Source organism: Microbacterium esteraromaticum (assembly GCF_028747645.1).
GTDB lineage: Bacteria > Actinomycetota > Actinomycetes > Actinomycetales > Microbacteriaceae > Microbacterium > Microbacterium esteraromaticum_C.
Window position 1 is genome coordinate 1,397,266 of the sequence record NZ_CP118100.1, and the last position, 24,469, is coordinate 1,421,734.

Genomic DNA, 24,469 nt, shown 5'->3' on the forward strand with positions numbered 1-24,469 from the left:
GTGAGCTGGGCCGGAACCGGCGACGCGTACGCCGCCTCGTACGCGCAGCTCTGCGCGGGCACGGGAGAGGTGCTGCGTGCGCACCTCGGTGTGCCCGGCGGGCGGTCGCTGCTCGACGTCGGCGCCGGTGACGGTACGCTCGCGGCGGCCTGGTCGGATGCCGGATGGCGGGTCACCGCGGCGGAGCCGGAGGCGAGCATGCGCCGGGTGGCCACGCGGCAGCATCCGACCCTGACGATCACGGCGGACGCCCTGCCCGCGCTGTCGTTCGACGACGGCGCGTTCGACGTCGTCGTCGCGAACTTCGTGCTGAACCATGTGTCTGATCCGTCTGCTGCGGCGTCTGAGCTGCGCCGTGTGGCTGCGGGAGCCGTGGCTGCGTCGATCTGGTCGGCGTCGCCGGCATCGCTGTGGGGCGAGGTGACCGCGCGGGCCGGGGTGACGCCACTGGCGGGTGCGCGGCTGCCTGCCGACAAGGACTTCGAGCGGACGGCATCCGGTTTCGAGCGCATGCTGCGCGGCGCGGGCTGGCAGCCCGTCGTCACCGAGTACATCTGGACGTGGCGTCCCACGCCCGAGATGCTGTGGCGATCGGTCGTCGGGGGAGTGGCCGGGGCCGGCGCGCTCTATGCGACGCTGTCGGATGCCGATCGTCGGCGCTTTCGCCAGGCGTTCGACGCGGTCATCGACGAGCGCCGCGACGGTGAGGTGATCCCGCACGTGCAGACCGCGGCCGTTGCGGTGGATCATCGGGGCGGGCAGGCCCGGTGAGAGGCATCGGGCACGGATAGAATCGAGGGGATATGGCTACTGTGCATCCCCTCACCACCACCGCGACCGGTTCCGACGTTCGCGTGCGCTTCTGTCCTTCGCCGACCGGCCTGCCGCATGTCGGCATGGTGCGCACGGCGCTGTACAACTGGGCATACGCGCGCCACAACGGCGGCAAGCTGATCTTCCGCATCGAAGACACAGACGCGGCCCGTGACAGCGAGGAGAGCTTCCGCCAGCTGGTCGACGCGCTCACCTGGATGAAGATCGACTGGGATGAGGGTGTCGAGGTCGGCGGGCCGCACGCCCCGTATCGGCAGTCGCAGCGCCACGACATCTACCGTGAGGTCATCGACAAGCTGCTGGCGACGGGCGCGCTGTACGAGAGCTACTCGACGGCCGAAGAGATCGACGCACGCAACGAGGCGGCGGGCCGCGCCAAGCAGCTCGGCTACGACAACTTCGACCGCGATCTCACGGACGAGCAGCGCGCGGCGTTCCGCGCCGAGGGCCGTCAGCCGGCCCTGCGCCTGCGCGTGCCCGATGAGGACCTGACCTACGACGACCTGATCCGCGGCGAGGTGACCTTCCCGGCCGGCTCTTTCCCCGACTTCGTCGTCGTGCGCCCCAACGGTGTGCCGCTGTACACGTTCGTGAACCCGGTCGACGACGCCCTGATGGGCATCACGCACGTGCTGCGCGGTGAAGACCTGATGCCGTCGACGGCTCGTCAGCTGGCGCTGTACGACGCGCTGATCCAGGCCGGCGTCACCACTTTCGTGCCGCGCTTCGCGCACATGCCGCTGGTGCTCGGTGAGACCGGCAACAAGAAGCTCTCCAAGCGTGACCCGCAGGCCGATCTGTTCCTGCACCGTGAGCGTGGGTTCATCCACGAGGGCCTGCTGAACTACCTGGCGCTGCTGGGCTGGTCGATCGCGCCCGACCGCGACGTGTTCTCGCTGAGCGAGTTCATCGAGGCGTTCGACATCGTCGACGTCAACCCGAACCCGGCACGCTTCGACCAGAAGAAGGCCGAGTCGATCAACGGCGACCACATCCGCATGCTCGAGGGCAAGGACTTCGCCGAGCGGATGCTGCCGTACCTGGCCGACGCCGGTGTGTTCGGTGGTGCCGAGCCGACGCACGAGCAGATCGTGCTGGCATTCCGCGCGGCGCCGCTGGTTCAGGAGCGCATGCAGCTGCTGGGTGACGCGCCGGGCATGCTCGGCTTCCTGTTCACCGACGAGGTGACGTATGAGCCCGACGCCATGAAGGGGCTTCCGGCGAACGCCGCCGAGGTGCTGACCGCGTGCGTCGCGGCTCTCGAGCCGGTCGACGAGTTCACTGCGGATGCTGTGCAGCCGGCGCTCTCGGAGGCACTGATCGACGGGCTCGGGCTGAAGCCGCGCGTGGCGTACGGTCCGCCGCGGGTTGCGCTGAGCGGTCGTCGGGTGTCGCCGCCGTTGTTCGAGTCGATGGAGCTGCTGGGCAAGGACGAGACGCTGCGTCGACTGCGCGCTCTCGCCGATCACCTGGCGTGACGCGGGATACGGCACAGCTTATGATTCCCACGGCCGAGGCGGATGTCATCCTCGGTGAGCTGGGGGTTCTGCTTCTGGAGTGCGGTACGTCCGTCACGGATGTGCGCGGCACCTTGGAACAGGTGAGCCGTATTGCAGCGCCCGGGGTGTCGGTGGAGTTCGCCATCTTGCCGGAAATGGTGATGGTGAGCCGGCCGGGTTCTTCTGCGGCGACCACGACCGTGATCGGCAAGGGTGAGGCCCTGACGTTCCGTCAGTCGGCGCGGGCGAGCCGCCTGGTGCGCGACCTCGAGTCGGGTGCCGTCGCGTTGGAGGATGCCCCGCAGCGCATCGCTGCCATCCGGGCGACGCCCCGGCATCTGCCTGGCGTTCAGAGCGTGCTGGGCTGTGGGCTGTTGTCCTTGGGCCTGGCGGTGCTGTTCCGCTGCCCGTGGTGGGCCGCGGTGCTGGCGATGCTCGTGGGTACCATCGTGGGCGGCCTGATGCTGGTGATGATGCGCGTGCGTGCGGCCGCCGCCGTGGCCCCGTTCGTGTCGGCGTTCGTGTCAACGGTGCTCGTCGGGTGGGCCGCGGGGTTGCTGGATCTCGGACCGGTACCGCTGTTCGCGGTGTGCGCGCCGATCGCGATTCTCGTGCCGGGCGCACTGATCACGAACGCCCTGCTGGAGCTGACCTCGACCGACATCGTGACCGGGGCGTCGCGCCTGATGTACGGGCTCATCATGCTCGCCTTCATGGCGGCCGGTGTCTACTCGGGTGCCGCGCTGACGGGGCTGAGTGTCGATTCGGCGTCGGCTGCGCTGGTCGGCGAGGCTGTGCAGCTTTCGGGTGATGGTGGGGGATGGACGGCGTTGCCGCCGCTGTGGATGTCGTGGTTCGCCGTCGTGGTGTTGGCGATCGGCATCGGCCTGGCCTTCGGGTCGGGCGTGCGACTGACGGTGGTGTGCATCGTGGTGATGACCGGCACGTATGCGGTGCTCGCGGCGTTCAGCGCACAGGTGGGCAACGTGGTGGCGATGGGTATCGCTGCGGCGATCTTGTTCGTCGCGGCGCGTGTGCTGGAGCGTGTGACGCTGGCGATTCCGGCCACCGTGTCGTTCCAGCCGGCGTTCCTGCTGCTGGTGCCCGGAACGATCGGGTTGGTCTCGCTGGCGAGCTTCGACGCGCAGGCGCTGGCGTCGGCACCGATGATGTTCTTGAGCCTGTGCATCGGCACGAAGGTCGGCGCTCTGCTGGCCGACCTGGCACGGATCACGCGTTCGACGGTGTTCCGATACTGGGTGCGCCCCGCCCGCATGGGGGAGCTGTGATGGCCTGTGGTTGCCGCACATGCGCGACGCGCCCGGGCTGTGCGCACCGATTCGCCATCCGGGCACAGCTCGGGTAAGCTTGTATCTCGGTGCGGGGCTCAGGTTCCGCCCTTGGGGTATGGTGTAATTGGCAACACGGCTGATTCTGGTTCAGTTGTTCTTGGTTCGAGTCCAGGTACCCCAGCCAACAGATAGGCCCGGAATTCCGCAGCAAAGCGGAAGATCCGGGCCTCTGTCGTTTCTCCCGAGGCGTAGATCATCTCGAGGCGTGGTCAGCGCCGGCGCCCCGGCGCTCGCAGATAGAGTCTCCAGCATGGAAAGCGATGGTTCGACTCCCGCTGAAGGCCTTGGCGCCGCGTCGGCAACGCAAGAAGCCAACGCCCGTGACCTGCCGCGGCCGAAGCGCTACTGGGTGATGCTGGGGCTCTTCCTGTCTGTCTTCGCGCTACTTCCGTACATGACCGGCCTGCCCGTTGTGGTGCAGTTTGTCGCACCCGTGCTTCTGGTGCTGCTCATCGTGCTCGTCGCGGCGTGGAAGCAGCCGACCGCGGTTCGACAGATCAAGCCATCCGGGCGCATGGTGCTGCAGATCGCCGGGTTCGCGGCCCTCGTCGGAGTCGTGGCGGGGGTCAGCCGTGGCGCCTATGCAGCGCAGGGCTGGTGGTGGGCACCGCTGGCCGCCGCCGTAATCCTGTTCGGGGTCGTCGTCACGCTAGGCCCGCTGATGGATCGTTCCTGGGCACGCCAGGCGCGCACGGCGCCGGCGCGACTCGATCGAGACCGAGCCACAGAGATCCGCATCTAGCCGACCTGCCACCGCGCGGGCGCCCCGACGCCACAGGCACCGGGCCGCCCGCACGACGTGTCAGAACGCGTCAGGGTAGAGCTGGTGGGCGATCGTCTCGACGGCGTCGATGTTGCCGATCGTGCCCGGGTAGAAGTCGCTCTGCGGCACCGCGATCAGCAGGTCGTTCTGCACGGCAGTGACGTCGGGGAACGTCGCACGCAGGTACTCGACGACACGCTCATGCTGTGCGTCGCTGGTAACGCCGAACACGATGGCGTCGGGGTTGCGGCTGACGATCTCTTCAGGGGTGATCTCGGCCGAGAAGAAGTCGGCGAACTCGGGGGCATCGGGGCTGAAGACGTTGTCTCCGCCGGCGGTGCGGATGATGTCGTACTCGATGCCGGCTCCGATCGCACCGAGCATGTTCCCCTCCGACCAGATCTCGGCGACCGTCAACGGCTCCTGATCGCGCACAGCCTCGGTGACAGCATCCAGGCGCGCCTGTGCGTCGGCGGCGAGGTCGGCGGCGAGATCCTCGGCGCGCAGAATCTTGCCCAGGTTCTCGATGTCGGTGAGCAGATCGGTGACCTCGGCGCTCGACCGGCGTTCGGCGCAGCCGCCGGTCGCCACGTAGGCCTGCGCGCCGTTGTCGGCGAGCTGTTCGATGCTCGCGAAGCCCTGCTCGGCGGTGAATTCGTACTCGGTGGGTGAGACCACCAGATCGGGTGCGACCGACAGCAGATCCTCACGCGCGGGCGGGGCGTCGGTGCTGAGCACCGGAACGTCGGCGGCCAGCGAAGCGACATCCGCGGGCAGTTCTGACGTCGCCACTTGCGCTTGCCCTGCCAGCTGATCCTGCGCACCGAGGCGCAGCAGCAGATCGGTCTGCGACGGCATCAGGCCGACGACCGCTTGGGGTGCGTGCGCGAACGTGAGCTCACGCCCGCAGTTGTCGATCGTGACCGCCTGCTCGTGCGATTCCGGTGCGTCGTCACCGGCAGGAGCGACGGCCGATCCGCAGGCGGTCAGCACGATCGGTGTCATCGCGAGCAGACCCAGCAGTGCCGTGCGGCGTCCGCCGCGGGAGCGAGCGCGCGGCGGGTGCGAGGGGGGAGTGTTCATCGGGTGGTTTCCTTTCTCAGGGATGCACTGTGCGTGTGGATGCACGGTGTTCAGGCGTGCGGGCGAGTGCGTCGAACAGCAGATGGCGTTGCGCTGTCGCCGGGTGGGTGATGGCCGTCGACTCGACCGCGAAGACGGTGCGGATCAGGTCGGGGGTGAGGATGCTGTCGGGGGATCCGAACGCGACGAGTTCTCCGGCCGCCAGTACGCCGACCGCGTCGCAGTGGGTCGCGGCGAGATTGAGATCGTGTAGCGCGACGAGAACGGTGCGTCCGCTGGCACGCACCAAGTCGAGCAGTTCCAGTTGGTGTGCGATGTCGAGGTGATTGGTCGGCTCGTCGAGCACCAGCACCGGGGTGTCTTGCGTCAGCGCACGCGCGAACAGCACGCGTTGACGCTCGCCGCCCGACAACGCCGAGAACGCACGGGATGCCAGATGCTGCGCGCCCACCCGCTCCAGTGCGTCGAGCGCGATCGCGACGTCTGCGGCGGAGTCGCGACCGAAGCCACTGCCGTGCGGGATCCGCCCGAGCAGCACGAGCTCGAGCACGGGGATCTCGAACTCCTCGCTGTGCTCCTGCATCATCACCGCGACGCGCTGTGCGACCTGCCGGCGCGTCAGGTCGTGCGCCGAGACGCCGTCGAACCGCACGTCTCCTGCTATCGGCGCATCGATTCCGGCGATCGCGCGCAGCAGGCTCGACTTGCCGCTGCCGTTCGGGCCGAGCAGGCCCAGGACGGATCCGGATGCCACGTCGAACGAGACGCCGTGCACCACGGTGCGCGCTCCGCGCCGGGCTTGGAGCTTCTCGACCTGCACCCTCATCGGTTCATCCCCATCCGGTCGGCGCGTTCGCGACGCAGCAGCCACAAGAAGAACGGGGCTCCGACGAGCGCCGTCAGCACGCCCAGGGGGATCTCTGAAGGCGCGGCCAGCGTGCGCCCCAGCAGATCGCACGTGGCCAGGAAGACGGCCCCGCCGAGCACGGCCACCGGCAGCATCCTGCGGTGGTCGGATCCGACGATGATCCGTGCCACGTGCGGCACCACCAGGCCGACGAAGCCGATGCCGCCCGAGACGGCGACGACCGCACCCGTCAACAGCGCTGTGGCGATGAGTGTCGTCGTACGCAGCCGGTTGACGTCGATGCCCAGTGCGCGCGCCGCATCATCGCCGGCCAGCAGCGCGTTGAGCTGTCGTGCGTGGGTCATTGCGAAGGCGGCGACGGCGAGCAGCGCCAGGGTCGGCAGCAGCAGTTGCTGCATGGTCGCGGCCGAGACCGAGCCGAGCAGGAAGAACATGATGCTGTACACGTTCTGCGCGTCGGTTGAGATCGTCAGATAGCTGGTGATCGCGCTGAACAGGGCGCCCAGGGCGACGCCGGCCAGGATGAGCCGCTGCGGGGCGATCCGCCCGGCCTTGCGTGCCAGCAGGTAGACGGCGGCGGTGGCGATCATTGCCCCGGCGAAGGCGGATGCGCTGATGCCGAGGGCGCTGATGCCCAGCCCGAGCACGATGAACGAGACCGCACCGACCCCCGCTCCGGCCGAGACGCCGAGGATGTATGGCTCGGCGAGCGGATTGTGCACCACGGCCTGGATGAGGGCCCCCGCCAGGGCCAGAGAGGCTCCCGTCAGCGCAGCCAGTGCCGCTCGCGGCAGGCGGAACTGCCACACCGCGTTGTCCTGCATCGTGGTGAGCGATCCGTCGCTCATCCAGGGCATGCCGGGCAGCAGATGGCCGGTGACGATCTTCAGCGCGTCCAGCGCAGAAACGCTGATCGCGCCGATGCTCACCGAGATTAGAAGCACGCCCAGCAGAGCGACCGAGAGCACGGGAGCGAGTACGGTCGCGGCCTTGGTGCCGGGGCGGCTCGGCTGACGGGTCTCGGTGCGCAAAGAGGGCATGGTCTCGGATCCTATTGCGAATGAGAACCATTCTCAACTACGCTCCGACACGGTGCAGCGAACAATGACGGCGCCATCGATGACCGAACAAGCGACCACACAGACGACCGAACAGGAGCACGCCGCATGATGATCGTTCGCGAGCTGTGGCGCGAGGCGGCCCGATCGCCCGTACTTCTGGCGGGCGCCGTACTGTGCCTGCTTCTCGCCTCGGCGACCTACCTTGCGCAGGCGTTCGCCATCGCGGGGGCGCTCGCCGCCGTCGTCTCCGGCGATGGCTCGCAAGTACTCGCAGCCCTCGCTGCGATCGTCGGCTTGGCAGTGCTGCGGATGCTGCTCATGCTGCTGCAAGATGCGCTCGCCTCCCACCTCGGCGGGCACGTGCGGGTTGCGCTGCGGCGGCGCACGCTGCGGACCGCGCTCACGGCGACACGACTGCATGATCCGACCGGCCGGGATGGGGCGATGCGCGGCGCGCTGACAGACGGCGTGGACGGGACCGACGCGTATGTGTCGAAGTACATTCCGGCCCTGGCGCTCGTGTTCCTGGCATGTCCGATCGTCATCGCGATCCTCGTCGTGGTCAACCCCTGGGCCGGACTCAGCGCTGGTCTCGCCGTGGCACTGGCACTGATCGGGCCGCTGGCATGGAAACGCATGATGTCGCGCAGGGGGCTGGATCACTGGGACTCGTACGAGGCACTGGGTGCTGACTACCTCGATGCCCTCCGCGGCATGGCGATGCTGCGCGCTCTCGGTGATGTGCCCGGAACCCGCTCGCGCCTGCAGGAGCGATCCGAGGCGCTTCGCAGGGCGACCGAGCGGGTGATGCGCGGCTCGCTCGCCGAGACCGGCGTGATCGATGTCGCCATCCAGGGTGGCACCGTCGCGGCCATCATGATCGCCGTCGTTCAGGCGGCATCGGGTCAGCCACCCGCCTTCGAGACCTATCTCATCCTGCTCCTCGTGTCTGAGGCGTTCCGTCCGATCCGTGACCTGTCCCGCCAGTGGCATGCCGGCTTCCTCGGCCTGACGGCGGTACCCGCACTACGGGCCCTCGGCGCCTTCCACGCAGACCCCCCGACCGCACCCGCCGCCGAGCCGCTGGCATCCGATCGCCCGCGCCCGGCGGGGCTTCGCGGGCCCGCCGATCGGCTCGACGTGCGCGGAGTCCGCTACCGCTACCCGACCGGTGATGCCGATGTGCTCGACGGCGTCGAGCTGGTCGCCCGAACCGGGACACTGACCGTGATCGTCGGTGCATCCGGCGCCGGCAAGTCGACGCTGCTCGACGTGCTGCTAGGGCTGATCCACGCCCATGAGGGCATCTGCACCCTCGACGGGCGTCCGCTACGACCCGACGACGTGGCCGTGCTTTCGCAGCGTCCGGTGCTCTTCGCCGGAACCGTGCGAGAGAACCTGTGCGTCACCGGCGAGCGCACCGACGCAGAGCTGGCGGATGCCTGCCGCGCTGCGGGGATCCTCGATGAGGTGCGGGCGCTTCCCGGCGGGTTCGACGCCGTGGTGTCCGAGGCGGGGATGAGCTTATCGGGCGGGCAGAGGCAACGGCTGGCGCTCGCGCGCGCCCTGTTGGCGCGGCGCCCGGTGCTGCTCGTCGATGAACCCACGAGCGCGTTGGATGCCGCCCGCGCGGCGGACGTGATGACGACGCTGCGTCATGTGGCCGAGGACCGCATCGTGGTGATGGTCACGCATCGGGTCGAGGACCTGCGGTCGACTGACATCGTGGTGCGACTCGCACACGGGCGAACCACGCCCGTCGACGACGCCCAGGAGGTGCCGGTGTGAGCGCAGACGGATCGCGACGCAGCTTCAGCGCACTGCTGCCCGCACTGGCCCCCGAGCGCGGCCGTATCTTCTCGGTCTATCTCAGTGCGACGACCAGCGCACTGACCCTCAGCGCTCTCGGCGCGCTTGCCGCCTGGGGAGTCGGCCATGCCGTTGTCGAGCGCACTCTGCCCGGCACGGCATGGTGGGTGTGGCTGGTGGTGCTCGTCGCCGCGCGGGCCGTGCTCACCTGGCACGAGATGGATCGGTCCCATGCCGTCGCCTACCGTGTTCTCGCGCGACTGCGCCTGGTGCTGTTCGACTCCTATAGCCGCAGCGTGCCCGCCCGGCGGCGCGAGCACTCCGGTCGCGCTGCCGCGGTCGCGATGGACGACATCGAGAAGCTCGAGTTCTTCTACGCCCACACCATCGCGCAGGTCGCCGCCGCACTGACCGCCTTCCTCGCGGCGCTGGTCGCCGTCCTGCTCGTACTGCCGACCGCCGGTGCGGCGCTCGCGGTCGGAGCAGTGCTGGTCGTCGCCACCGTGCCGGTGCTCGCGCGCGCTGCACGCCGCCGTGGCGCCGAGGAACAGCAGCAGCGCGCAGAGCTGTCCAGCCAGATCGTCGATGCGCTCGGGGCGCTGCGCGAGGTTTTGTCCTACGGGCTCGCCGACGCGGTGACGGCTCAGGCGCTGCGCACCACGCACCGGGCGACACGCGCCGGACGCCGACGCGGCACGATCGGGCAGCTCGTGGCGGGCATCCGCGACCTCATCGTGACCACGACCGTGCTCGCCGTCATCCTGGTGAGCGCGACAGCAGCGGGCGTACTCGGCGGCGACGCGCGTATCTCGCCCGCAACCCTGCCGATGCTCGTGGCCTTGGCCCTCGCCGGCGTCGCCGCGGTCGCAGATGCCGCGACGACCCTCACCCAGTTGCACCCGCTCACCGCGAGCGCCGCGCGCGTCGACCGGGCCCTGCATCGCCCGCCCGTCGTCATCGCCACGGGGCAGGCGTGCCCCGTCCCCAACGGTCCGCTCGGCCTGCGCTTGCGCGACATCACGTTCAGCTACGACGACCGGGTCGAGGCGATCAGCGCCTGGTCCGCCGAGATCCGTCCCGGCGAGCATGTCGGGCTGGCCGGGCGCTCGGGATCGGGCAAAAGCACACTCATCGCGCTCGCCGCCCGCCTATGGCAGCCGTCGTCGGGAACGATCGAGCTGTTCACGGCCGATGGTCAGACCGTGCCCCTGCGCGACGTCGACGAACACGCACTGCGCAACACCATCGCCTTCGTCGACCAGGAGGCGACGCTGTTCCACGGAACCGTCCGCGAAAACCTGCTGCGCGGCGCCGCTCCGGTGTCGGACGACACCCTGCGCCGCACGCTCGAACGTGTGGATGCCATCGACTGGGCCCCGCTCGATCTGTCGATCGGGCAGGGAGGCCTCGCACTGTCAGGCGGTCAGCGGGCACGCCTCACGCTGGCCAGGGCACTGGTACGGCAGCCGCGCATCCTGCTCATCGATGAGGTCACCGCGAGCCTCGACGCCGAAACGGAGCGCGTGATCTCGAATGCGCTCGCCGCCTACCGCGGAACGGTGCTCATCGCCTCGCACCGAAGCGAGACACTCTCTGCCGTATCTCGCGTGATCCCCGTCGACGGCGGGGTGCTGACAGGCACCCCATAGTGATCCGCCGATAGGGTTGATCCGAACCCTGGAGGATGCTGTCGTGACCACCGCCCGCGCACCGCGGACCCGCCGTCGGATTCTGATCATCGCCCTCGCGGGCGTCGCGTTGATCGCCGTGCTGCTGATCGCCTCACTGACCCGGCCGAGTCAGGAAGAGCCCGACGCCGCCGCAACGGCGCCGACAGGCCAGCAGACCCCATCCGTCGAAGAGAGCGAAGCGCCCCGGGTGCCCGACCTCTCGCGTCGCATCGATGGCGACGTGGCGGCGCTCGGCGCCGTGGACGCACCGGTCGTGATGATCGAGTACGCCGACTACCGGTGCCCCTACTGCGGCGTCTTCGCGCTCGACACCATGCCCCAGCTCGTCGCCGACTACATCGACACCGGCAAGCTGCGCATCGAGTGGCGCGACGTCCCGCTGTTCGGCGAGGACTCGTTCAACGCCGCCGTCGCCGCCCGTGCCGCCGGCCAGCAGGGTCTGTTCTGGGAGTACCACCACGCCGTCTACGCGTTCCAGGGCGACTCGCGCAAAGACCTGCCCCGCGAGCAGCTGCTCGAACTCGCCGATGAGGCCGGTGTCCCCGACCTGGCGGCATTCGAGACGGCGCTCGACGACCCGGCGCTGCAGCAGGCCGTCGCAGCCGATGCGCAAGAGGCCCAGGCCATCGGTGTGCAGAGCACACCGGCGTTCCTGATCGGCCAGACGCCCGTGATGGGCGCCCAGCCCATCGACGTGTTCCGCCAGGTCATCGACGGCGAACTCGCACGCGTCGGGGAGTGATCGCCGTGGATATCGGCTATATCGGCGCGTTTCTCGGTGGCATCCTCTCTTTGCTCAGTCCGTGCTCGGTCATGCTGCTGCCCGCGTTCTTCGCCTACGCCTTCACCTCGCCCACGAAGTTGATCTCGCGCACCGGCGTGTTCTTTCTCGGGCTGCTGGTCACGCTGATCCCGCTCGGGGTGTTCTCGGGCCTGTTCGGGTCACTGCTGGGTGAGAACCGCGGCGCGTTGATCACGACGGTGGCGGTGCTGGTGATCGTCGTCGGTCTCGTGCAGCTGCTGGGTGTGCCCGTACCCGGGATCTCTCGTTCGCGGCGTGGGGGAGAGGACAGCACCTCGGCGGTCTCGGTGTTCCTGCTCGGTGCCGTGTATGCGGTCGCGGGCGTGTGCACCGGGCCGATCCTCGGGTCGGTCCTGCTGATCGCCTCTCTCGGTGGCTCGCCCGTCTACGGTGCCGTGCTGCTGGCCGTGTATGCGCTCGGAATGGTGCTGCCGCTGCTGATCCTGGCGCTGCTGTGGCGCCGGTTCGGGGCGAAGGCGATGACCTGGATGCGCCCGCGCGAGCTGCGCATCGGCAGGTGGCGCAACTCGTGGACCATGATCATCACCGGAGCGTTGTCGATCGCGCTGGGCGCCTTGCTGCTGTTCACCGACGGCACGGCCAACCTCGGCGGACTGGTTGGCATCGACACCCAGTTCGCGCTGGAGTCGTCCGTATCGACGATGGCGGCGAGCATCCCCGACTGGTGGTTCGCGATCGGCGCGCTGGTCGTGCTCGCCTCGGTCACCGCCGTCGTCCTGTTGCGTGGGCGCGGGGATCGGACGGATGCCGCAGAGAGCGTCGCGCACGTCGACCCGCCGTCACCATGAGCCTGCCGCGGCCCGCGCCACGAGAGGTACGCTGACCGCAGGCGTCAGCAGATCGAGGAGGCCGCCGGTGACCAATCCCGAGCAGGACCCGCAACCGGCCGTACTCACGGCGGGGGAATCATGCACCGAGGTCGAGGTGCTGACGCCCCGCGAGGTGCCGCTCGGCGGGCCCCGTGCGATGACGGTGTACCGCACGCTCCCGCAGCGGCAGCGTTCCCTCGTGGGGGCCTGGTGCTTTCTCGACCACTACGGGCCCGATGACGTGGCCCGCACGGGCGGCATGGTGGTTCCCCGGCATCCGCACACCGGCCTGGCGACCGTTTCATGGTTGTTCACCGGACGCATCGACCATCTCGACTCCAGCGGTGTGTCCGCCGCGGTGCTACCGGGTGAGCTGAGCCTGATGATCGCGGGGCAGGGCATCACCCACCAAGAGATCAGCGCGCCCGACACGGCTGTGCTGCACGGTGTGCAGCTCTGGTACGCACTGCCCGACGCCACCCGGTTCAGCCCGCACCAGTTCACGCACTATGCGCCGCCGCCCGTCGAACTGCCCGGAGCGACGGTGCGCGTGTTCATCGGCAGCCTGGCCGGTTCCACCTCGCCGGTCGATACCCGCACTCCCGACCTGCTTGGCGCCGAACTGGTGCTCGCACCACGCGCCGAGGTGACGCTGAGCGCGCGCCGTGACTTCGAACACGCGGTGCTCGCCGAGACGGGTGATCTCACTCTGAACGGCACCGCCGTGCCGCATCGCTCGCTCGGCTATGCACCCGTCGGAGCAGACACGCTGCGCATCACAGCGGGCCGGGACGGCGCGCGGGCGATCCTGCTGGGCGGAGTACCGCTGGGGGAACAGATCGTGATGTGGTGGAACTTCGTGGGCCGCAGCCACGACGAGATCGCCGAGTACCGTCGGCGGTATCAGGCCGAACTGGGTTTCGACCCCGTCGACCCGAAGGATGCCGGTAAGCCCTCGCTGTTCGGACCGTTCGCCAACGGACAGCGACCTCCGCTGCCGGCACCGGCGCTCCCCACCGTACGGTTGCGCCCCCGCGCGTGAGGCACGACCCGGCTACGACCGGGTGATCGGCTCTCCACCGGCATCGCGCGGACGCACCGGGTGCTCGCTGAGGATCGATACGCGGTTGAACATGTTGATCGTCAGCGCCACCCACTCGGCGGCGACGAACGCCTCGTCGCCCAGCGTGTGCTGCGCGCCCGAGAGGTCGGCCTTGAGCTCTTCGCTCAACGGCAGGCGCGTGGCCGCCTCGGCGACCGCCAGCACGGCGCGCTCACGCTCGGAGTACAGCGCCGACTCGCGCCACGCGGGCAGCAGATCGAGGCGCTGCTGCACGATGCCGGCGCCGCGTGCCTCGCGCGAGTGCAGATCGAGGCAGAACGCGCAGGCGTTGAGCTGCGAGACCCGCACCTTGATCAGCTCGGCCTCCTGCAGAGTCAATCCCAGCCGCTCCGCCTCCTCGGCGATGGCCGCCGAATACGCGGATGCTGCCTTCCAGGCCGCGGGGGACGCCTTGTCGAGGTACGGGCGCATGCTCTCTCCTTGAATCATGAGGGGGTCAACAGCATCCGATCACATTCCGGGCCGCGGCACGACTCCGGCGCCTTCGCGCAACTCGAACACCAGTTGTGTCTCGGTCGCGCGCACGACGTCGTGCACGGTGATCCGCTCGAGCACGATGTCGCGCAGCGCTGCGGCATCCGACACCGCCACGTGCACGATGAAGTCGTCCGCACCCGCGATGTGAAACACCTGCAGCACGCCCGTCGTCGCTGTGAGTGCGTCGAACAGCGCCTCGACACCGATCTTGTTGTGGTTGCCGAGCCGCACACGGATCATCGCCTGTACCGGCGCGCCCACGGCGGCCGGATCGATGTGCGGCCGCGGCGCCGAGACCACGCCCCGCGTGCGCAGCGTGCGCAGCCGGAACGCGCATGTGGATGCCGGAATGCCGACGATCGCGGCGAGTTCCTTCACTGAGGCTTCGGGGTGTTCGACGAGGGCGCCGAGGATGCGCAGGTCGAGCGCGTCGACAGCGCTGTCCGGCCGCTGTGCTGTGGCCAAGTTCGACTCCCCATCCGGATGGCTGGTTGCTCAACGAGCAAGATCAGTGCCAGCTTACGCCTCCCTCGACAACCCATCTGGAAAGGACTGTCGAAACGGCGCACCATAGGGTCATGTCCGACCAGCCGCTGCATCCCGACACCATCGCCGTCCACGCCGGACGCTCCGACTTCGGCGCCCTGGGCGTGCACGCCGCGCCCATCGACCTGTCGTCGACCAACCCGCTGCCCGACATCCTGCACGGCGGCGACTCGTACGAGTCGATGGCGAACGGCGGGCATCCGCTGCCTGACGGCGGCAACGTCTACGCGCGACTGTGGAACCCGACCGTCGCACGGTTCGAAGAGGCGCTGGCCGAACTGGAGCACGCCGAGGCGTCTGTCGCGTTCGCTTCGGGCATGGCCGCAACCACGGCGGCCGTGCTGGCGCACACCACGGGTGCGGGCAAGAGCCACATCGTGGCGGTGCGCCCGCTCTACGGTGGCACCGACCACCTGCTGGCCACCGGACTGCTCGGTGCTGAAGTGACCTTCTGCGATGAGAACGCCGTCGCCGCCAGCATCCGCCCCGAGACGGGTCTGGTCGTGCTCGAGACACCCGCCAACCCCACGCTGGAACTCGCCGATATCGCCGCCGTCGTCGCCCAGGCGGGCGACGTGCCGGTGATGGTCGACAACACCTTCGCCACACCGCTGCTGCAGAACCCGCTCGACCTGGGGGCGGCGATGTCGCTGCACAGCGCCACCAAGTACATCGGTGGTCACGGCGACGTGATCGCGGGCGTCATCGCGTGCTCTGAAGAGACGGCCGCGGCGCTCCGCCGGGTCCGTGCCATCACCGGAGCGCTGCTGCATCCGCTGGGGGCCTACCTGCTGCACCGCGGACTGCCCACCCTGCCCGTGCGTATGCAGACCCAGCAGGCCGCGGCCCGTGCGATCGCCCTGCGTCTCAAGGACAACCCGGCCGTTCTCGAGGTGCGGTACCCCGAGTTCGACGACACACGCGGCCTGATCGGCCGTCAGATGCGCGGCGGCGGAGCCATGGTCGCCATCCGGCTCGCCGGTGGATACGCGGCGGCCGAGGCGGTCACCGGCGCTGTGCGCCTGTTCACGCACGCCGTCTCGCTCGGTGGCGTCGACTCGCTCATCCAGCATCCGGCGGCGCTCACGCACCGACCCGTCGCGCCCGAGGCGCGACCCGGTGCCGACATCGTGCGCCTGTCGATCGGGCTCGAGAACGTCGACGATCTGATCGCCGATCTCGAACAGGCGCTCGTCAAGGCGCCCGCGGTCGCCGCCGTCTGAGCGCGACCGTGGCGCGTTCCATGACGTGACACGATGGATGCATGAGCTCCGCCAACCTCACCAGGGAAGAGACCGCCCACCGAGCAGCGTCGATCACGCTGCGGGAGGTGCGCGTCGAACTCGACCTCACCGGCGCGCCCGAACAGGCGCGAACCGGATTCCCGACCGTGACGACACTGACTTTCGACGCCCGAGAGAACTCGACCTGGCTCGACTTCATCGGTGAAACGGTCACCTCGGTCACGGTCAACGGCGAGCAGCGCGAGGTGCGGTACGACGGTGCGCGCATCGAGCTCGACGGACTGGCAGACAGCAACACGGTGCGCGTCGAGGCGATCGCGACGTACAGTCGCTCCGGCGAGGGCATGCACCGCTTTCATGACCCCGTCGACGGCCAGACCTACCTGTACACGCAGTACGAGCCGGCCGACTCGCGCCGGGTGATGGCCTGCTTCGAACAGCCCGACATGAAGGCCGCCTTCACGTTCGAGGTGTCGGCTCCCGCCGGGTGGCAGGTGCTGTCGAACCAGTCTCCGGTGACCGTGACCGAGGGCATCGGGGTGCAGAGCGTCGAGTTCGCACCGACACTCCCCATCTCCAGCTACATCACCTCGGTCGCCGCCGGTCCGTACGCGCGGATCGACGCGGAGTGGACCCGTGGCGAGCAGCGCATCGCGCTCGGCGTGCTGTGCCGCGCATCGCTGCTCGAACACCTCGAGTCCGACGACGTGATCGAGGTCACCCAGCAGGGTCTTGATTTCTTCACGGATGCGTTCGCCTACCCCTACCCGTGGGGCAAGTACGACCAGATCTTCGTACCCGAGTACAACCTCGGCGCCATGGAGAACCCCGGGCTGGTGACGTTCACCGAGGCCTACATCCACCGCGGCGCACCCACCGACGCACAGCGCGGTGGTCGCGCGAACACGATCCTGCATGAGATGGCGCACATGTGGTTCGGCGACCTCGTCACCATGCGGTGGTGGGACGACCTGTGGCTCAAAGAGTCGTTCGCCGACTACATGGGGGCACACGCATCGGCCGCCGCGACGCGGTACGACGATGCCTGGGTGCGCTTCGCCGCCAACCGCAAGGCCTGGGCCTACCAGCAGGATCAGCTGCCCACGACGCATCCGATCGTCGCTGACATCGCCGACCTCGAGGCCGCGAAGCTCAACTTCGATGGCATCACGTACGCCAAGGGCGCCTCGGTGCTCAAACAGCTCGTGGCATTCGTCGGCGAAGAGCACTTCTTCGAGGGGGCGCGCCGCTACTTCGCCGCGCACGCCTTCGGCAACACAACGCTCGAGGACCTACTCGTGCAGCTGGAGGAGGTCTCGGGTCGCGACGTGCGCAGCTGGTCGCGTGCGTGGTTGCAGACCAGCGGAATGTCGACCCTCTGGTTGGAGACCGCTGCCGACGGTTCGCGGGTGCTCGTGCAGAGCGACCCGCGCCCGCATCGTCTTCGCGTCGGACTCTACGACCTCGTCGAGGGGCGACTCACGCGCCGCGAGATCGTCGAGCTCGACATCGTCGACGAGTCCACGCCCGTGAGCTTCCCGAACGCTGACCTGGTGCTGCTCAACGACGACGACCTCACGTACGCGAAGGCGCGGCTCGACGAGCGTTCGTTGGATGCTGTCGAACAGGCGCTCTCGACGCTCGAACCGTTGCCGCGGGCGCTCGTGTGGTCGTCGCTGTGGAACGCCGCACGCGACGGCGAGCTTTCCGTTGAACGGTATCTGCGGATCGTCGCTGCGCACGCGCCGGCGGAGCACAACGGTGGCCTTCTCGCCGGCGTACTCGCCAACACCGCCTACGCCATCGGCCACTACGTGCCGGACGCCCGGCGCCCTCAGCAGCGTCGGGAATGGCTCGACACGACGTGGGAGGCTCTCACCGCGGCAGATCCGGGAAGCGACGCACAGCAGTCCTGGGCGCGGGCTTTCGCCTCGGCATCTGCGTACGATGACGCCCGCGCCGCGCAGGCCAGGGCCATCCTCGACGGTGACGCACCCGAGGGGCTGCCGGTCGATCCGGACCTGCGCTGGGCGCTGCTGACAGCGCTGAGCACGACGGGCAACGCGGCGGGGGAGGAGATCGAAGCCGAACTCGAGCGAGACGATACCGCGAGCGGCCGAACGGCATCGATCCGCGCGCTGTGGTCGAAGCCTGTCATCGAGTCGCGCACCGCCGCATGGCACTCTGCGTGGGAGGACCACGAGCTCAGCAACGATCACTTGAGCGCCACGATCGACGGGGTGCAGGCGGGCGGCCGACGCGACCTTGTCAGCGCGCTCGATGCCGGCTACTTCGAGCGCATCCTGCCGGCCTGGCAGGAGCGCAGCATCGAGATCGCGCGGCGCCTCGTGATCGGTCTGTTCCCGGCGTCTGACTCGCTCGACGACGTCGACGCGTGGCTCGAAGCCCACCCGGCGGCGCCGGCATCACTGCGGCGGCTCGTGATCGAGCAGCGCGACGGCCTCGCGCGCGATCTGCGCGTGCGCGCCGCGCAGTAGCGTCGTCAGGCGTCGACGGACATCCCGGGATCGAGGTCGTAGAACTCCCCGTTGTGCTGCTCGGTGGCCCATCGCAGTCGGTCGCGGTGCATGTTGCGCCCGATCGGCGACAGCGTCATGTCATGGGTGCCGAAGCAGCGCCGGGGAGCGACAGCGAGCACGAAGTCCATCGCCTCGCCGATCTTGAGCCAGGGCGCTCCGAGGGGTGCGGCGAGCGTATCGACGGCGACGTTGTCTGGGAGCGCATACGAGTCGCCGGGATAGTAGAACGTGTCGTTGACGAGCACCCCAAGGTTCTCGATCGTGGGGAGCGACGAGTGGATCACCGCGTGCTCCCCTCCGAAGAAGCGCAACGAGAACGCGCCGACCGCGTACGTCTGACCGGGGGCAACAGTCGTCACGAGGTGGTCGGCGGCCGCCGCGACGGCTGCCGTGCTGAAGATCGGCGTGCCGGGAGCCGCCTGCAGGATCCGATCCAGGTGCACCGCAGTCCAATGATCCGGGTGCTCATGAGTGATGATGACGCCGACGACATCCGACAGGCCGTCCAGGGGAGCGGTGAATGCTCCCGGGTCGATCAGCAGGGTCTGGCCGTCGTGCTCCAGGCGCAGCGCGGCGTGCTCGTGTCTGGTGATGCGCATGCCCGCAGTCAACCCCGAGTCGCTTCGCCAGGCAAGGTTCATCAGCGCGACACGCCCGCGATGCACGGTATTGGGGCCCCGATTTGGATCGCCTGGAATCGTCGTGTCATACTTGAACAGTTGCAGGAACGGCCCGGAAAAAACGGGCCGGGACGGCCCCATCGTATAGCGGCCTAGTACGCCGCCCTCTCACGGCGGTAACGCGGGTTCGAATCCCGCTGGGGTCACAACACGAAGAAAGCCCCCCGATTCATCGGGGGGCTTTCTTCGTTTTTGGATCAGCCGCGGCGCCAGGCGTGGGTTATAGGCCAAAAGGAGTGGATGGCGTCGGGTGTGTCATCCGCGTCCTGCCCATCCGGTTCGTGCCCAGAGGCCTTCGGTGGCGTCTAGGCCGGTGTCGTAGAGGGATGGGCCGCCGATGTCTTCGGCTTGGTCTTCCTGGTCGTGCTGGTTGGGCTCAGGGGCTGGTGCTGGTGTGAGGGTGAGGGTGAGGGTGAGTGCTTGCTCGAGCGGTATCTGCCGCAGGGTGAGGAGCCATTCGATGGCGCGGCGGCGGTGGACCTCGCTCATTCCGCGGTGGCGGCGCAGGAGCTCGCGGATGGGGCTGTTGTATCCGCCTTCCAGTGGGCTGGTGGTGCGGGGGTTGCCGTAGGTGATCCAGGTGAACAAGACCCCGTCTCGGGTGACTTTTCGGATCAGGAGCCAGGCTTTGCGGAGTCGGTCGTGGGTGAAGCCCCACTGGCCGTTGCGGAACATGGTCCGCTCGCGGGTGAGGTGTCCGAACGTCTGCCACCACTGCTCAAGCTGCAGCTGCCAGGCGATCGCGGCGTCTTCGTCGTCGATGTTGCTGAGGTTCATCACGAGTTCGCGCAACGCTTTGCCTGCGGCGGTGCGGGGGTTGCGGGTCAGGTGCCGGGTGGTGTTCATCTGCAGGTGGAAGATGCACCGCTGATGCTTCGTCTCCGGCCAGCACGCCCGCAAGTGCCGAGGGAAGCCCGGAGCCGCCGTCGGAGACGATCACCCCGGGCGCGGGGACCTGCTCCAGCAGTGCGGTCCAGGCGGCGGTGGTCTCGCGGCCGCACCATTGCCAGGCCAGCAGGTCGCCCTTGTCGCTGATCGCGATCAGCAGGCACCAGGACCCGATCCAGACTCCATCGACGAGCACCGCATGGTGGATGGTCTCAGTCGGTTCGCGGTACGGCTGGATGTCCCAGCACCAGGCGGTGTCTCGACGAAACGAGCGTCCGGTGCGGGTGCCGTCGATCTCGGCCTGGGTCTGCTTGCCCGTCAGCCAGACCACGAACCGACGCAGCTGCTCACGACGGGTCACATCCGGGCGCCGGCGTACTGCAGATGCCCCGCAGCTCTTGCACCGCCAGCGTTGCGTTCCCGAGCGGTGGCGGCCGTTCTTCACCAGCTGTGAACCGCATAGCACGCACGTCGTCGAATTCGAGGGAAGGGTCACGACTAAGCGTCGCCGACCATGATGATCCCCGAATCACCCCGGAAACACGCGCCTAGATCAAGAACCCATCCACTCCTTTTGGCCTATAGCCCCCAGGCGTCGTCGAGAAGGTGCGAGCCGCCCTGCGGGCCCATCTGCAGCATCCCACCGTCCACGACCCACTCGGCACCCGTGACGTACGACGCTTCGGGTGAGGCCAGGAACGCGACGACCGCAGTGATCTCCTCAGCCTTGCCCGGTCGCCCCAGGGGAACGCCGGGGCGGTGCGTGCGGTCGGCATCGGCCGACGTCATGCCGGTCGCCGGCGTGGCGATCTCGCCGGGCGCGACCGCATTGGCCGTGATGCCGTGCGCCCCGAGCTCTTGCGCGAGGTTCTTGATCAACCCCGACAGGCCGTGCTTGGCCGCGATGTACGCCGACAGGCCGACACGCGGCTGCTGCGCATGCACACTCGTCACAGCGATCAGCCGCCCGCCGCGACCGGCCGTGACCATGCCACGTGCGGCTGCCTGCAAGCCCGCGAAGGCACCATCGAGGTTCAACGCGATCGTGTGCCGCCATTCTGCGAGAGGCACATCGAGCACCGGTCTGCGCACGCTTGCGCCGGCGTTGTTGACGAACACATCGAGTCCGCCGAGTTCATCGGCCAGTCCGTCGATCACTCCCGCGACCCGGTCGAGATCGGTCGCGTCGAAGCGTGACACGGCCGCGCGGCGGCCGCGCTCGCGCACCGCCGCCGCGGTCCGCTGCGCCCCGGTCTCGTCGCTGTGCCACGTGATGCCCACATCCATGCCCGCGTCGGCGAGGGCGATGGCCGTCGCCGCGCCGATGCCCGAGTCGGATGCTGTCACGATCGCCCGCCGTGGCGAGAAGAGCTGCGCTGCCATGGGGGAACGCTACCGAAGCGCGCGCCCGGGGGATAGGGTCGCGCGCCCCGCCGCGCGAAAACGCGGCGGGGCGTCGCATCACGCGGACTCGGTCGCGGTCTCTGCCTTCTCGCCGGTCGCCGCGCGTGTCCGCCGACGCCGCAGCACCCACCAGATCAACAGGCCCGCCACGCCGACGATCGCCAGCCACGGCAGGATGAAGCCGAACGCCACCACGATCGCGTTGAGCGAGACGATCAGGCCGTTCCAGCCGGCGATCAGACCGTCCACGAATCCGGCCGGGTCAGCGGTCGTCGTCGACGTCTCGGTCAGTGAGATCGACACCGTGGCCATCGTCACCTGCTCGTCGAGGCCCTTCAGCTGCTGCTCATAGCTCTCCAGCTGCGCCTGGCGCTCGCTGAGTGCGGACTCCGCAGCGATCAGATCGCCCACCGAACCGGACTGCGCCATCAGCTCGGTGAGACGCTCGACCGAGGCGCGAGCGGCATCCGCCCTGGCCTGCAGGTCGACGACCACCGAAGTCACGTCCTGCCGCGACACCGACGAGCGCAGCACCTCGCCCTCATCGCCCAGAGCCTCCATGACGGCGGTGAGGTCCTCGGCAGGAACGCGGATGCTGATCCAGCCGTTCCCTCCGAAGCTCGGCATTCCCGGCTCGGTCATGGCAGCATCCGGCGACATCCCGACATCCGTCGCCTCGACGTACCCGCCGTACTCAGCCGCCAGCGCACCGATCGATTCCACCGACGCGCTGACATCGGTCACCTGCAGGCCGATATCGGCCATCGAGATGATCTCGCGGCCGTCCGTCGCCATGCCAACCGGCCCCGCCGCGGAGTCCATGGACTCCATGGCGGCATCCGACGCCACCATCTCATCGGTCGCTGCAACCGGTCCTTCCTGCCAGCCCGCATCATCAGACATGGATTCGTTGACAGCCAATGGTGAGACGGCGGTGAGCAACGGGGGAGCGATCAGGATGCCACCGACGAACGCCGCGGCGATGGAGACGCCGGTCACCCAGCGGCGACGGCGTCGACGCGCGCGATCCATGTCCGTCCGCGGTGCGGGCGCCTCGCGCGGTTCATCGGCGACCTGAGCGAACACCTCGTGCTCGATGCGCGCGATACCGGCGTCGCTCAGGGGCGGAAGCGTCGGGTTGTCGTTGTCGTTCATGCGTCTCTCACTTCCCCCGCAGCACCGCGCAGGCGCGTGCGGACTCGGGAGAGACGGTTGCGCACGACGGCATGGCTGATACCGAGCTGCTCGGCGGCCGCCTGATAGCTGTAGCCCTCGACGGCGCACAGCGCGAAGATCTTGCGATCCACGTCATCGAGCAGGTTCACCTCCGTGGCGATGCGCTCTGCGAGCGTCGCGGTGATGACCTGGTCCTCGACGCTCACGGTGTCGGCGACCGTCTCATCGACGGCATCCGCGGTGTTCCGCCGATCTCGGCGCAGCACGCGCAGGCGATTGGCGGCCTGGAACCGGCAGATGGTCGCCAACCAGGGCAGCAGCGAGTCGTTGACCAGCTCCAGCCCGGGCAACCGGCGCCACGCCACCACGAACGTCTCCTGGGTGACGTCCTCAGCATCCGCCGGCGATCCGAGGATGCCGTGCGCGATCCAGTACACCGGCTTGACATGGGTGCGGAAGATCGCGCGGAAGGCGTCCTGGTCGCCGGATGCGGCTCGTGCCGCCAGGTCGCGGTCGTCGGTGCCCGGCATATCCCATCCGATCGTCGTCGTGCAGAACTGTCTCTCACTGACTGAGTGTCGTCGGCGCACTCATCGTCTCAGACTCGGGTACGATCGTTCGAGCGAAAGGGAGTATCCCGTCTTCGCGCGGATCGTCATCACGAGCACCATCAAAGCTGCTCCGGCCGCGCGACGCACGTCGTGCGGGGAGAGACTTTCGGCTCACGCCATACCCTTTCGAAAGGCACTTCGACCTTGACCATTCCTGTCTGGTTCGAGATCACCGCCCTGGTGGTCCTGACGGTGATCCTCATCGCCGACCTGCTGCTGATTCTCAAGCGCCCCCACATCCCCTCGACCAAGGAATCGAGCCTGTGGGTGGCGTTCTACGTCTCGCTCGCGCTGATCTTCGCGGGCGTGCTCTACTTCATCGGTGATTCGAAGACCTCACTGGACTTCCTCACCGGCTGGGCGATGGAATACAGCCTCTCCATCGACAACCTCTTCGTGTTCGTGCTGATCATGACGCAGTTCTCGGTGCCGCGTCGCTATCAGCAGGAGGCGCTGATGGTGGGCATCATCATCGCGCTCGTGCTCCGCGCGATCTTCATCATCATCGTCGGCGCCGCCGTCGAGCACCTCAGCCCGATCTTCTACATCTTCGGTGCGTTCCTCGTGTTCACGGCGGTGCGGCAGGCGCTGCCCGAGAAGCACGACAACGATCAGCAGACCGAGGGCTTCATCGTGCGCATGGTGCGCCGCGTGATCCCGATCAGCGACGAGTACGACGGACCCAAGCTGCGCACTGTCGTCAACGGCAAGAAGATGTGGACGCCGATGCTGATCGTCTTCGTCTCACTCGGCATCACCGACCTGATGTTCGCCGTCGACTCGATCCCCGCCATCTTCGGTGTCACCACCGACCCGTTCATCGTGTTCACGGCGAACCTGTTTGCGCTGATGGGTCTGCGCCAGCTGTACTTCCTGCTCGGCGACCTGCTCGAGAAGCTCAAGTACCTGCACTACGGCGTCGCCTTCATCCTCGGCTTCATCGGTATCAAGCTGATACTGCACGCCATGCACGAGAACGAGTTGCCGTTCATCAACGGCGGCGAGTCGATCGCCTGGGCCCCTGAGATCAGCAACTGGGTCTCGCTCGGTGTGATCATCTCGTCGATGGCCGTCGCCACGATCGCGAGCCTGATCGCATCGAACCGTGAGAAGCGCGCAGCGTTGAAGCGCTGATCGTTCCCGCTCGGGCCCGCTGACATACGCGCAGAACCACCCGTCGCCGCCGTG

General features: G+C 68.4%; 22 protein-coding genes, 2 tRNA genes and 1 pseudogene. 14 read left to right on the forward strand and 11 right to left on the reverse strand.

Annotated features, from left to right (window positions below; translation table 11 throughout):
• From PTQ19_RS06385 to PTQ19_RS06405, 5 genes are all read left to right on the forward strand, one after another.
• On the forward strand, positions 1–771 hold the full coding sequence (locus PTQ19_RS06385; protein ID WP_274368855.1) for a class I SAM-dependent methyltransferase: 771 nt from the start codon (positions 1–3) through the stop codon (positions 769–771).
• A 32-nt stretch (positions 772–803) separates the two neighbouring features.
• Positions 804–2,312, forward strand: a complete 1,509-nt coding sequence (gene gltX, locus PTQ19_RS06390) for a glutamate--tRNA ligase (protein WP_274368856.1) — start codon at positions 804–806, stop codon at positions 2,310–2,312.
• 20 nt (positions 2,313–2,332) lie between these two features.
• Positions 2,333–3,622 (forward strand): threonine/serine exporter family protein, encoded by a 1,290-nt coding sequence (locus tag PTQ19_RS06395; protein ID WP_274368857.1) that lies wholly within the window; start codon positions 2,333–2,335, stop codon positions 3,620–3,622.
• Between the two features lie 112 nt (positions 3,623–3,734).
• A tRNA-Gln gene (locus tag PTQ19_RS06400) sits at positions 3,735–3,809 on the forward strand.
• Positions 3,810–3,935: 126 nt separating this feature from the next.
• Positions 3,936–4,427: a hypothetical protein gene (locus PTQ19_RS06405; protein ID WP_274368858.1), complete on the forward strand. Its 492-nt coding sequence runs from the start codon at positions 3,936–3,938 to the stop codon at positions 4,425–4,427.
• Between the two features lie 60 nt (positions 4,428–4,487).
• Here the strand turns inward: PTQ19_RS06405 and PTQ19_RS06410 are convergent, their stop codons facing one another.
• The 3 genes from PTQ19_RS06410 to PTQ19_RS06420 are packed head-to-tail and all read right to left on the reverse strand — an operon-like array spanning position 4,488 to position 7,439.
• On the reverse strand, positions 4,488–5,531 hold the full coding sequence (locus tag PTQ19_RS06410; RefSeq protein ID WP_274368859.1) for an ABC transporter substrate-binding protein: 1,044 nt from the start codon (positions 5,529–5,531) through the stop codon (positions 4,488–4,490).
• A 16-nt stretch (positions 5,532–5,547) separates the two neighbouring features.
• Positions 5,548–6,357, reverse strand: a complete 810-nt coding sequence (locus PTQ19_RS06415; protein WP_274368860.1) for an ABC transporter ATP-binding protein — start codon at positions 6,355–6,357, stop codon at positions 5,548–5,550.
• A complete protein-coding gene (locus PTQ19_RS06420) occupies positions 6,354–7,439 on the reverse strand; it encodes a FecCD family ABC transporter permease (protein WP_274368861.1) in 1,086 nt (361 codons plus the stop codon). The genes PTQ19_RS06415 and PTQ19_RS06420 overlap by 4 nt, the downstream gene beginning before the upstream one ends.
• Before the next feature lie 126 nt (positions 7,440–7,565).
• Between PTQ19_RS06420 and PTQ19_RS06425 the strand changes: the two genes are divergently transcribed.
• The 5 genes from PTQ19_RS06425 (at position 7,566) to PTQ19_RS06445 (ending at position 13,634) form a co-directional block, all read left to right on the forward strand.
• Positions 7,566–9,248, forward strand: a complete 1,683-nt coding sequence (locus PTQ19_RS06425) for an ABC transporter ATP-binding protein/permease (RefSeq protein WP_274368862.1) — start codon at positions 7,566–7,568, stop codon at positions 9,246–9,248.
• Positions 9,245–10,918, forward strand: a complete 1,674-nt coding sequence (locus tag PTQ19_RS06430; protein WP_274368863.1) for an ATP-binding cassette domain-containing protein — start codon at positions 9,245–9,247, stop codon at positions 10,916–10,918. Before PTQ19_RS06425 ends, PTQ19_RS06430 begins: the two co-directional genes overlap by 4 nt.
• A gap of 43 nt (positions 10,919–10,961) precedes the next feature.
• On the forward strand, positions 10,962–11,702 hold the full coding sequence (locus PTQ19_RS06435; RefSeq protein ID WP_274368864.1) for a DsbA family protein: 741 nt from the start codon (positions 10,962–10,964) through the stop codon (positions 11,700–11,702).
• The gene (locus tag PTQ19_RS06440; RefSeq protein ID WP_274368865.1) at positions 11,699–12,571 is read left to right on the forward strand and encodes a cytochrome c biogenesis CcdA family protein; all 873 of its coding nucleotides are present in this window, start codon (positions 11,699–11,701) and stop codon (positions 12,569–12,571) included. Before PTQ19_RS06435 ends, PTQ19_RS06440 begins: the two co-directional genes overlap by 4 nt.
• A gap of 67 nt (positions 12,572–12,638) precedes the next feature.
• Positions 12,639–13,634, forward strand: a complete 996-nt coding sequence (locus PTQ19_RS06445) for a pirin family protein (protein ID WP_274368866.1) — start codon at positions 12,639–12,641, stop codon at positions 13,632–13,634.
• 12 nt (positions 13,635–13,646) lie between these two features.
• Here PTQ19_RS06445 and PTQ19_RS06450 read toward each other — a convergent pair whose 3' ends face one another.
• Positions 13,647–14,126 (reverse strand): carboxymuconolactone decarboxylase family protein, encoded by a 480-nt coding sequence (locus tag PTQ19_RS06450; RefSeq protein WP_274368867.1) that lies wholly within the window; start codon positions 14,124–14,126, stop codon positions 13,647–13,649.
• Positions 14,127–14,165: 39 nt separating this feature from the next.
• On the reverse strand, positions 14,166–14,657 hold the full coding sequence (locus PTQ19_RS06455; RefSeq protein WP_274368868.1) for an Lrp/AsnC family transcriptional regulator: 492 nt from the start codon (positions 14,655–14,657) through the stop codon (positions 14,166–14,168).
• A gap of 113 nt (positions 14,658–14,770) precedes the next feature.
• Here PTQ19_RS06455 and PTQ19_RS06460 point away from each other — a divergent pair, with 113 nt between their 5' ends.
• Together PTQ19_RS06460 and pepN are read left to right on the forward strand one after the other, a co-directional pair.
• A complete protein-coding gene (locus tag PTQ19_RS06460; RefSeq protein WP_206820617.1) occupies positions 14,771–15,961 on the forward strand; it encodes a trans-sulfuration enzyme family protein in 1,191 nt (396 codons plus the stop codon).
• A gap of 41 nt (positions 15,962–16,002) precedes the next feature.
• Entirely contained in the window at positions 16,003–18,480 is a 2,478-nt protein-coding gene (gene pepN / locus PTQ19_RS06465; RefSeq protein ID WP_274368869.1) for an aminopeptidase N, read from the forward strand.
• A 5-nt stretch (positions 18,481–18,485) separates the two neighbouring features.
• On the opposite strand, the gene PTQ19_RS06470 is transcribed toward pepN, so the two are convergent.
• Positions 18,486–19,121, reverse strand: coding sequence for an MBL fold metallo-hydrolase (locus PTQ19_RS06470; RefSeq protein ID WP_274368870.1), 636 nt, complete (start codon positions 19,119–19,121; stop codon positions 18,486–18,488).
• A gap of 154 nt (positions 19,122–19,275) precedes the next feature.
• Between PTQ19_RS06470 and PTQ19_RS06475 the strand changes: the two genes are divergently transcribed.
• Positions 19,276–19,348 (forward strand) — tRNA-Glu (locus tag PTQ19_RS06475).
• Positions 19,349–19,457: 109 nt separating this feature from the next.
• Here PTQ19_RS06475 and PTQ19_RS06480 read toward each other — a convergent pair.
• The 5 genes and pseudogenes from PTQ19_RS06480 to PTQ19_RS06495 form a co-directional block, all read right to left on the reverse strand.
• Positions 19,458–20,102 carry a transposase gene (locus PTQ19_RS06480; protein WP_274367077.1) on the reverse strand — a complete coding sequence of 215 codons (645 nt, stop codon included), beginning with the start codon at positions 20,100–20,102 and terminating at the stop codon, positions 19,458–19,460.
• Between the two features lie 379 nt (positions 20,103–20,481).
• Positions 20,482–20,586: pseudogene (locus tag PTQ19_RS15360) on the reverse strand (transposase-like zinc-binding domain-containing protein); the annotation flags it as partial.
• Between the two features lie 83 nt (positions 20,587–20,669).
• Entirely contained in the window at positions 20,670–21,473 is an 804-nt protein-coding gene (locus tag PTQ19_RS06485) for an SDR family oxidoreductase (protein ID WP_274368871.1), read from the reverse strand.
• A gap of 78 nt (positions 21,474–21,551) precedes the next feature.
• Entirely contained in the window at positions 21,552–22,649 is a 1,098-nt protein-coding gene (locus tag PTQ19_RS06490) for a DUF4349 domain-containing protein (protein WP_274368872.1), read from the reverse strand.
• On the reverse strand, positions 22,646–23,200 hold the full coding sequence (locus PTQ19_RS06495; RefSeq protein WP_274368873.1) for an RNA polymerase sigma factor: 555 nt from the start codon (positions 23,198–23,200) through the stop codon (positions 22,646–22,648). Before PTQ19_RS06495 ends, PTQ19_RS06490 begins: the two co-directional genes overlap by 4 nt.
• 225 nt (positions 23,201–23,425) lie before the next feature.
• Here PTQ19_RS06495 and PTQ19_RS06500 point away from each other — a divergent pair, with 225 nt between their 5' ends.
• A complete protein-coding gene (locus tag PTQ19_RS06500) occupies positions 23,426–24,415 on the forward strand; it encodes a TerC family protein (RefSeq protein WP_179411015.1) in 990 nt (329 codons plus the stop codon).
• Positions 24,416–24,469 lie beyond the last annotated feature (54 nt).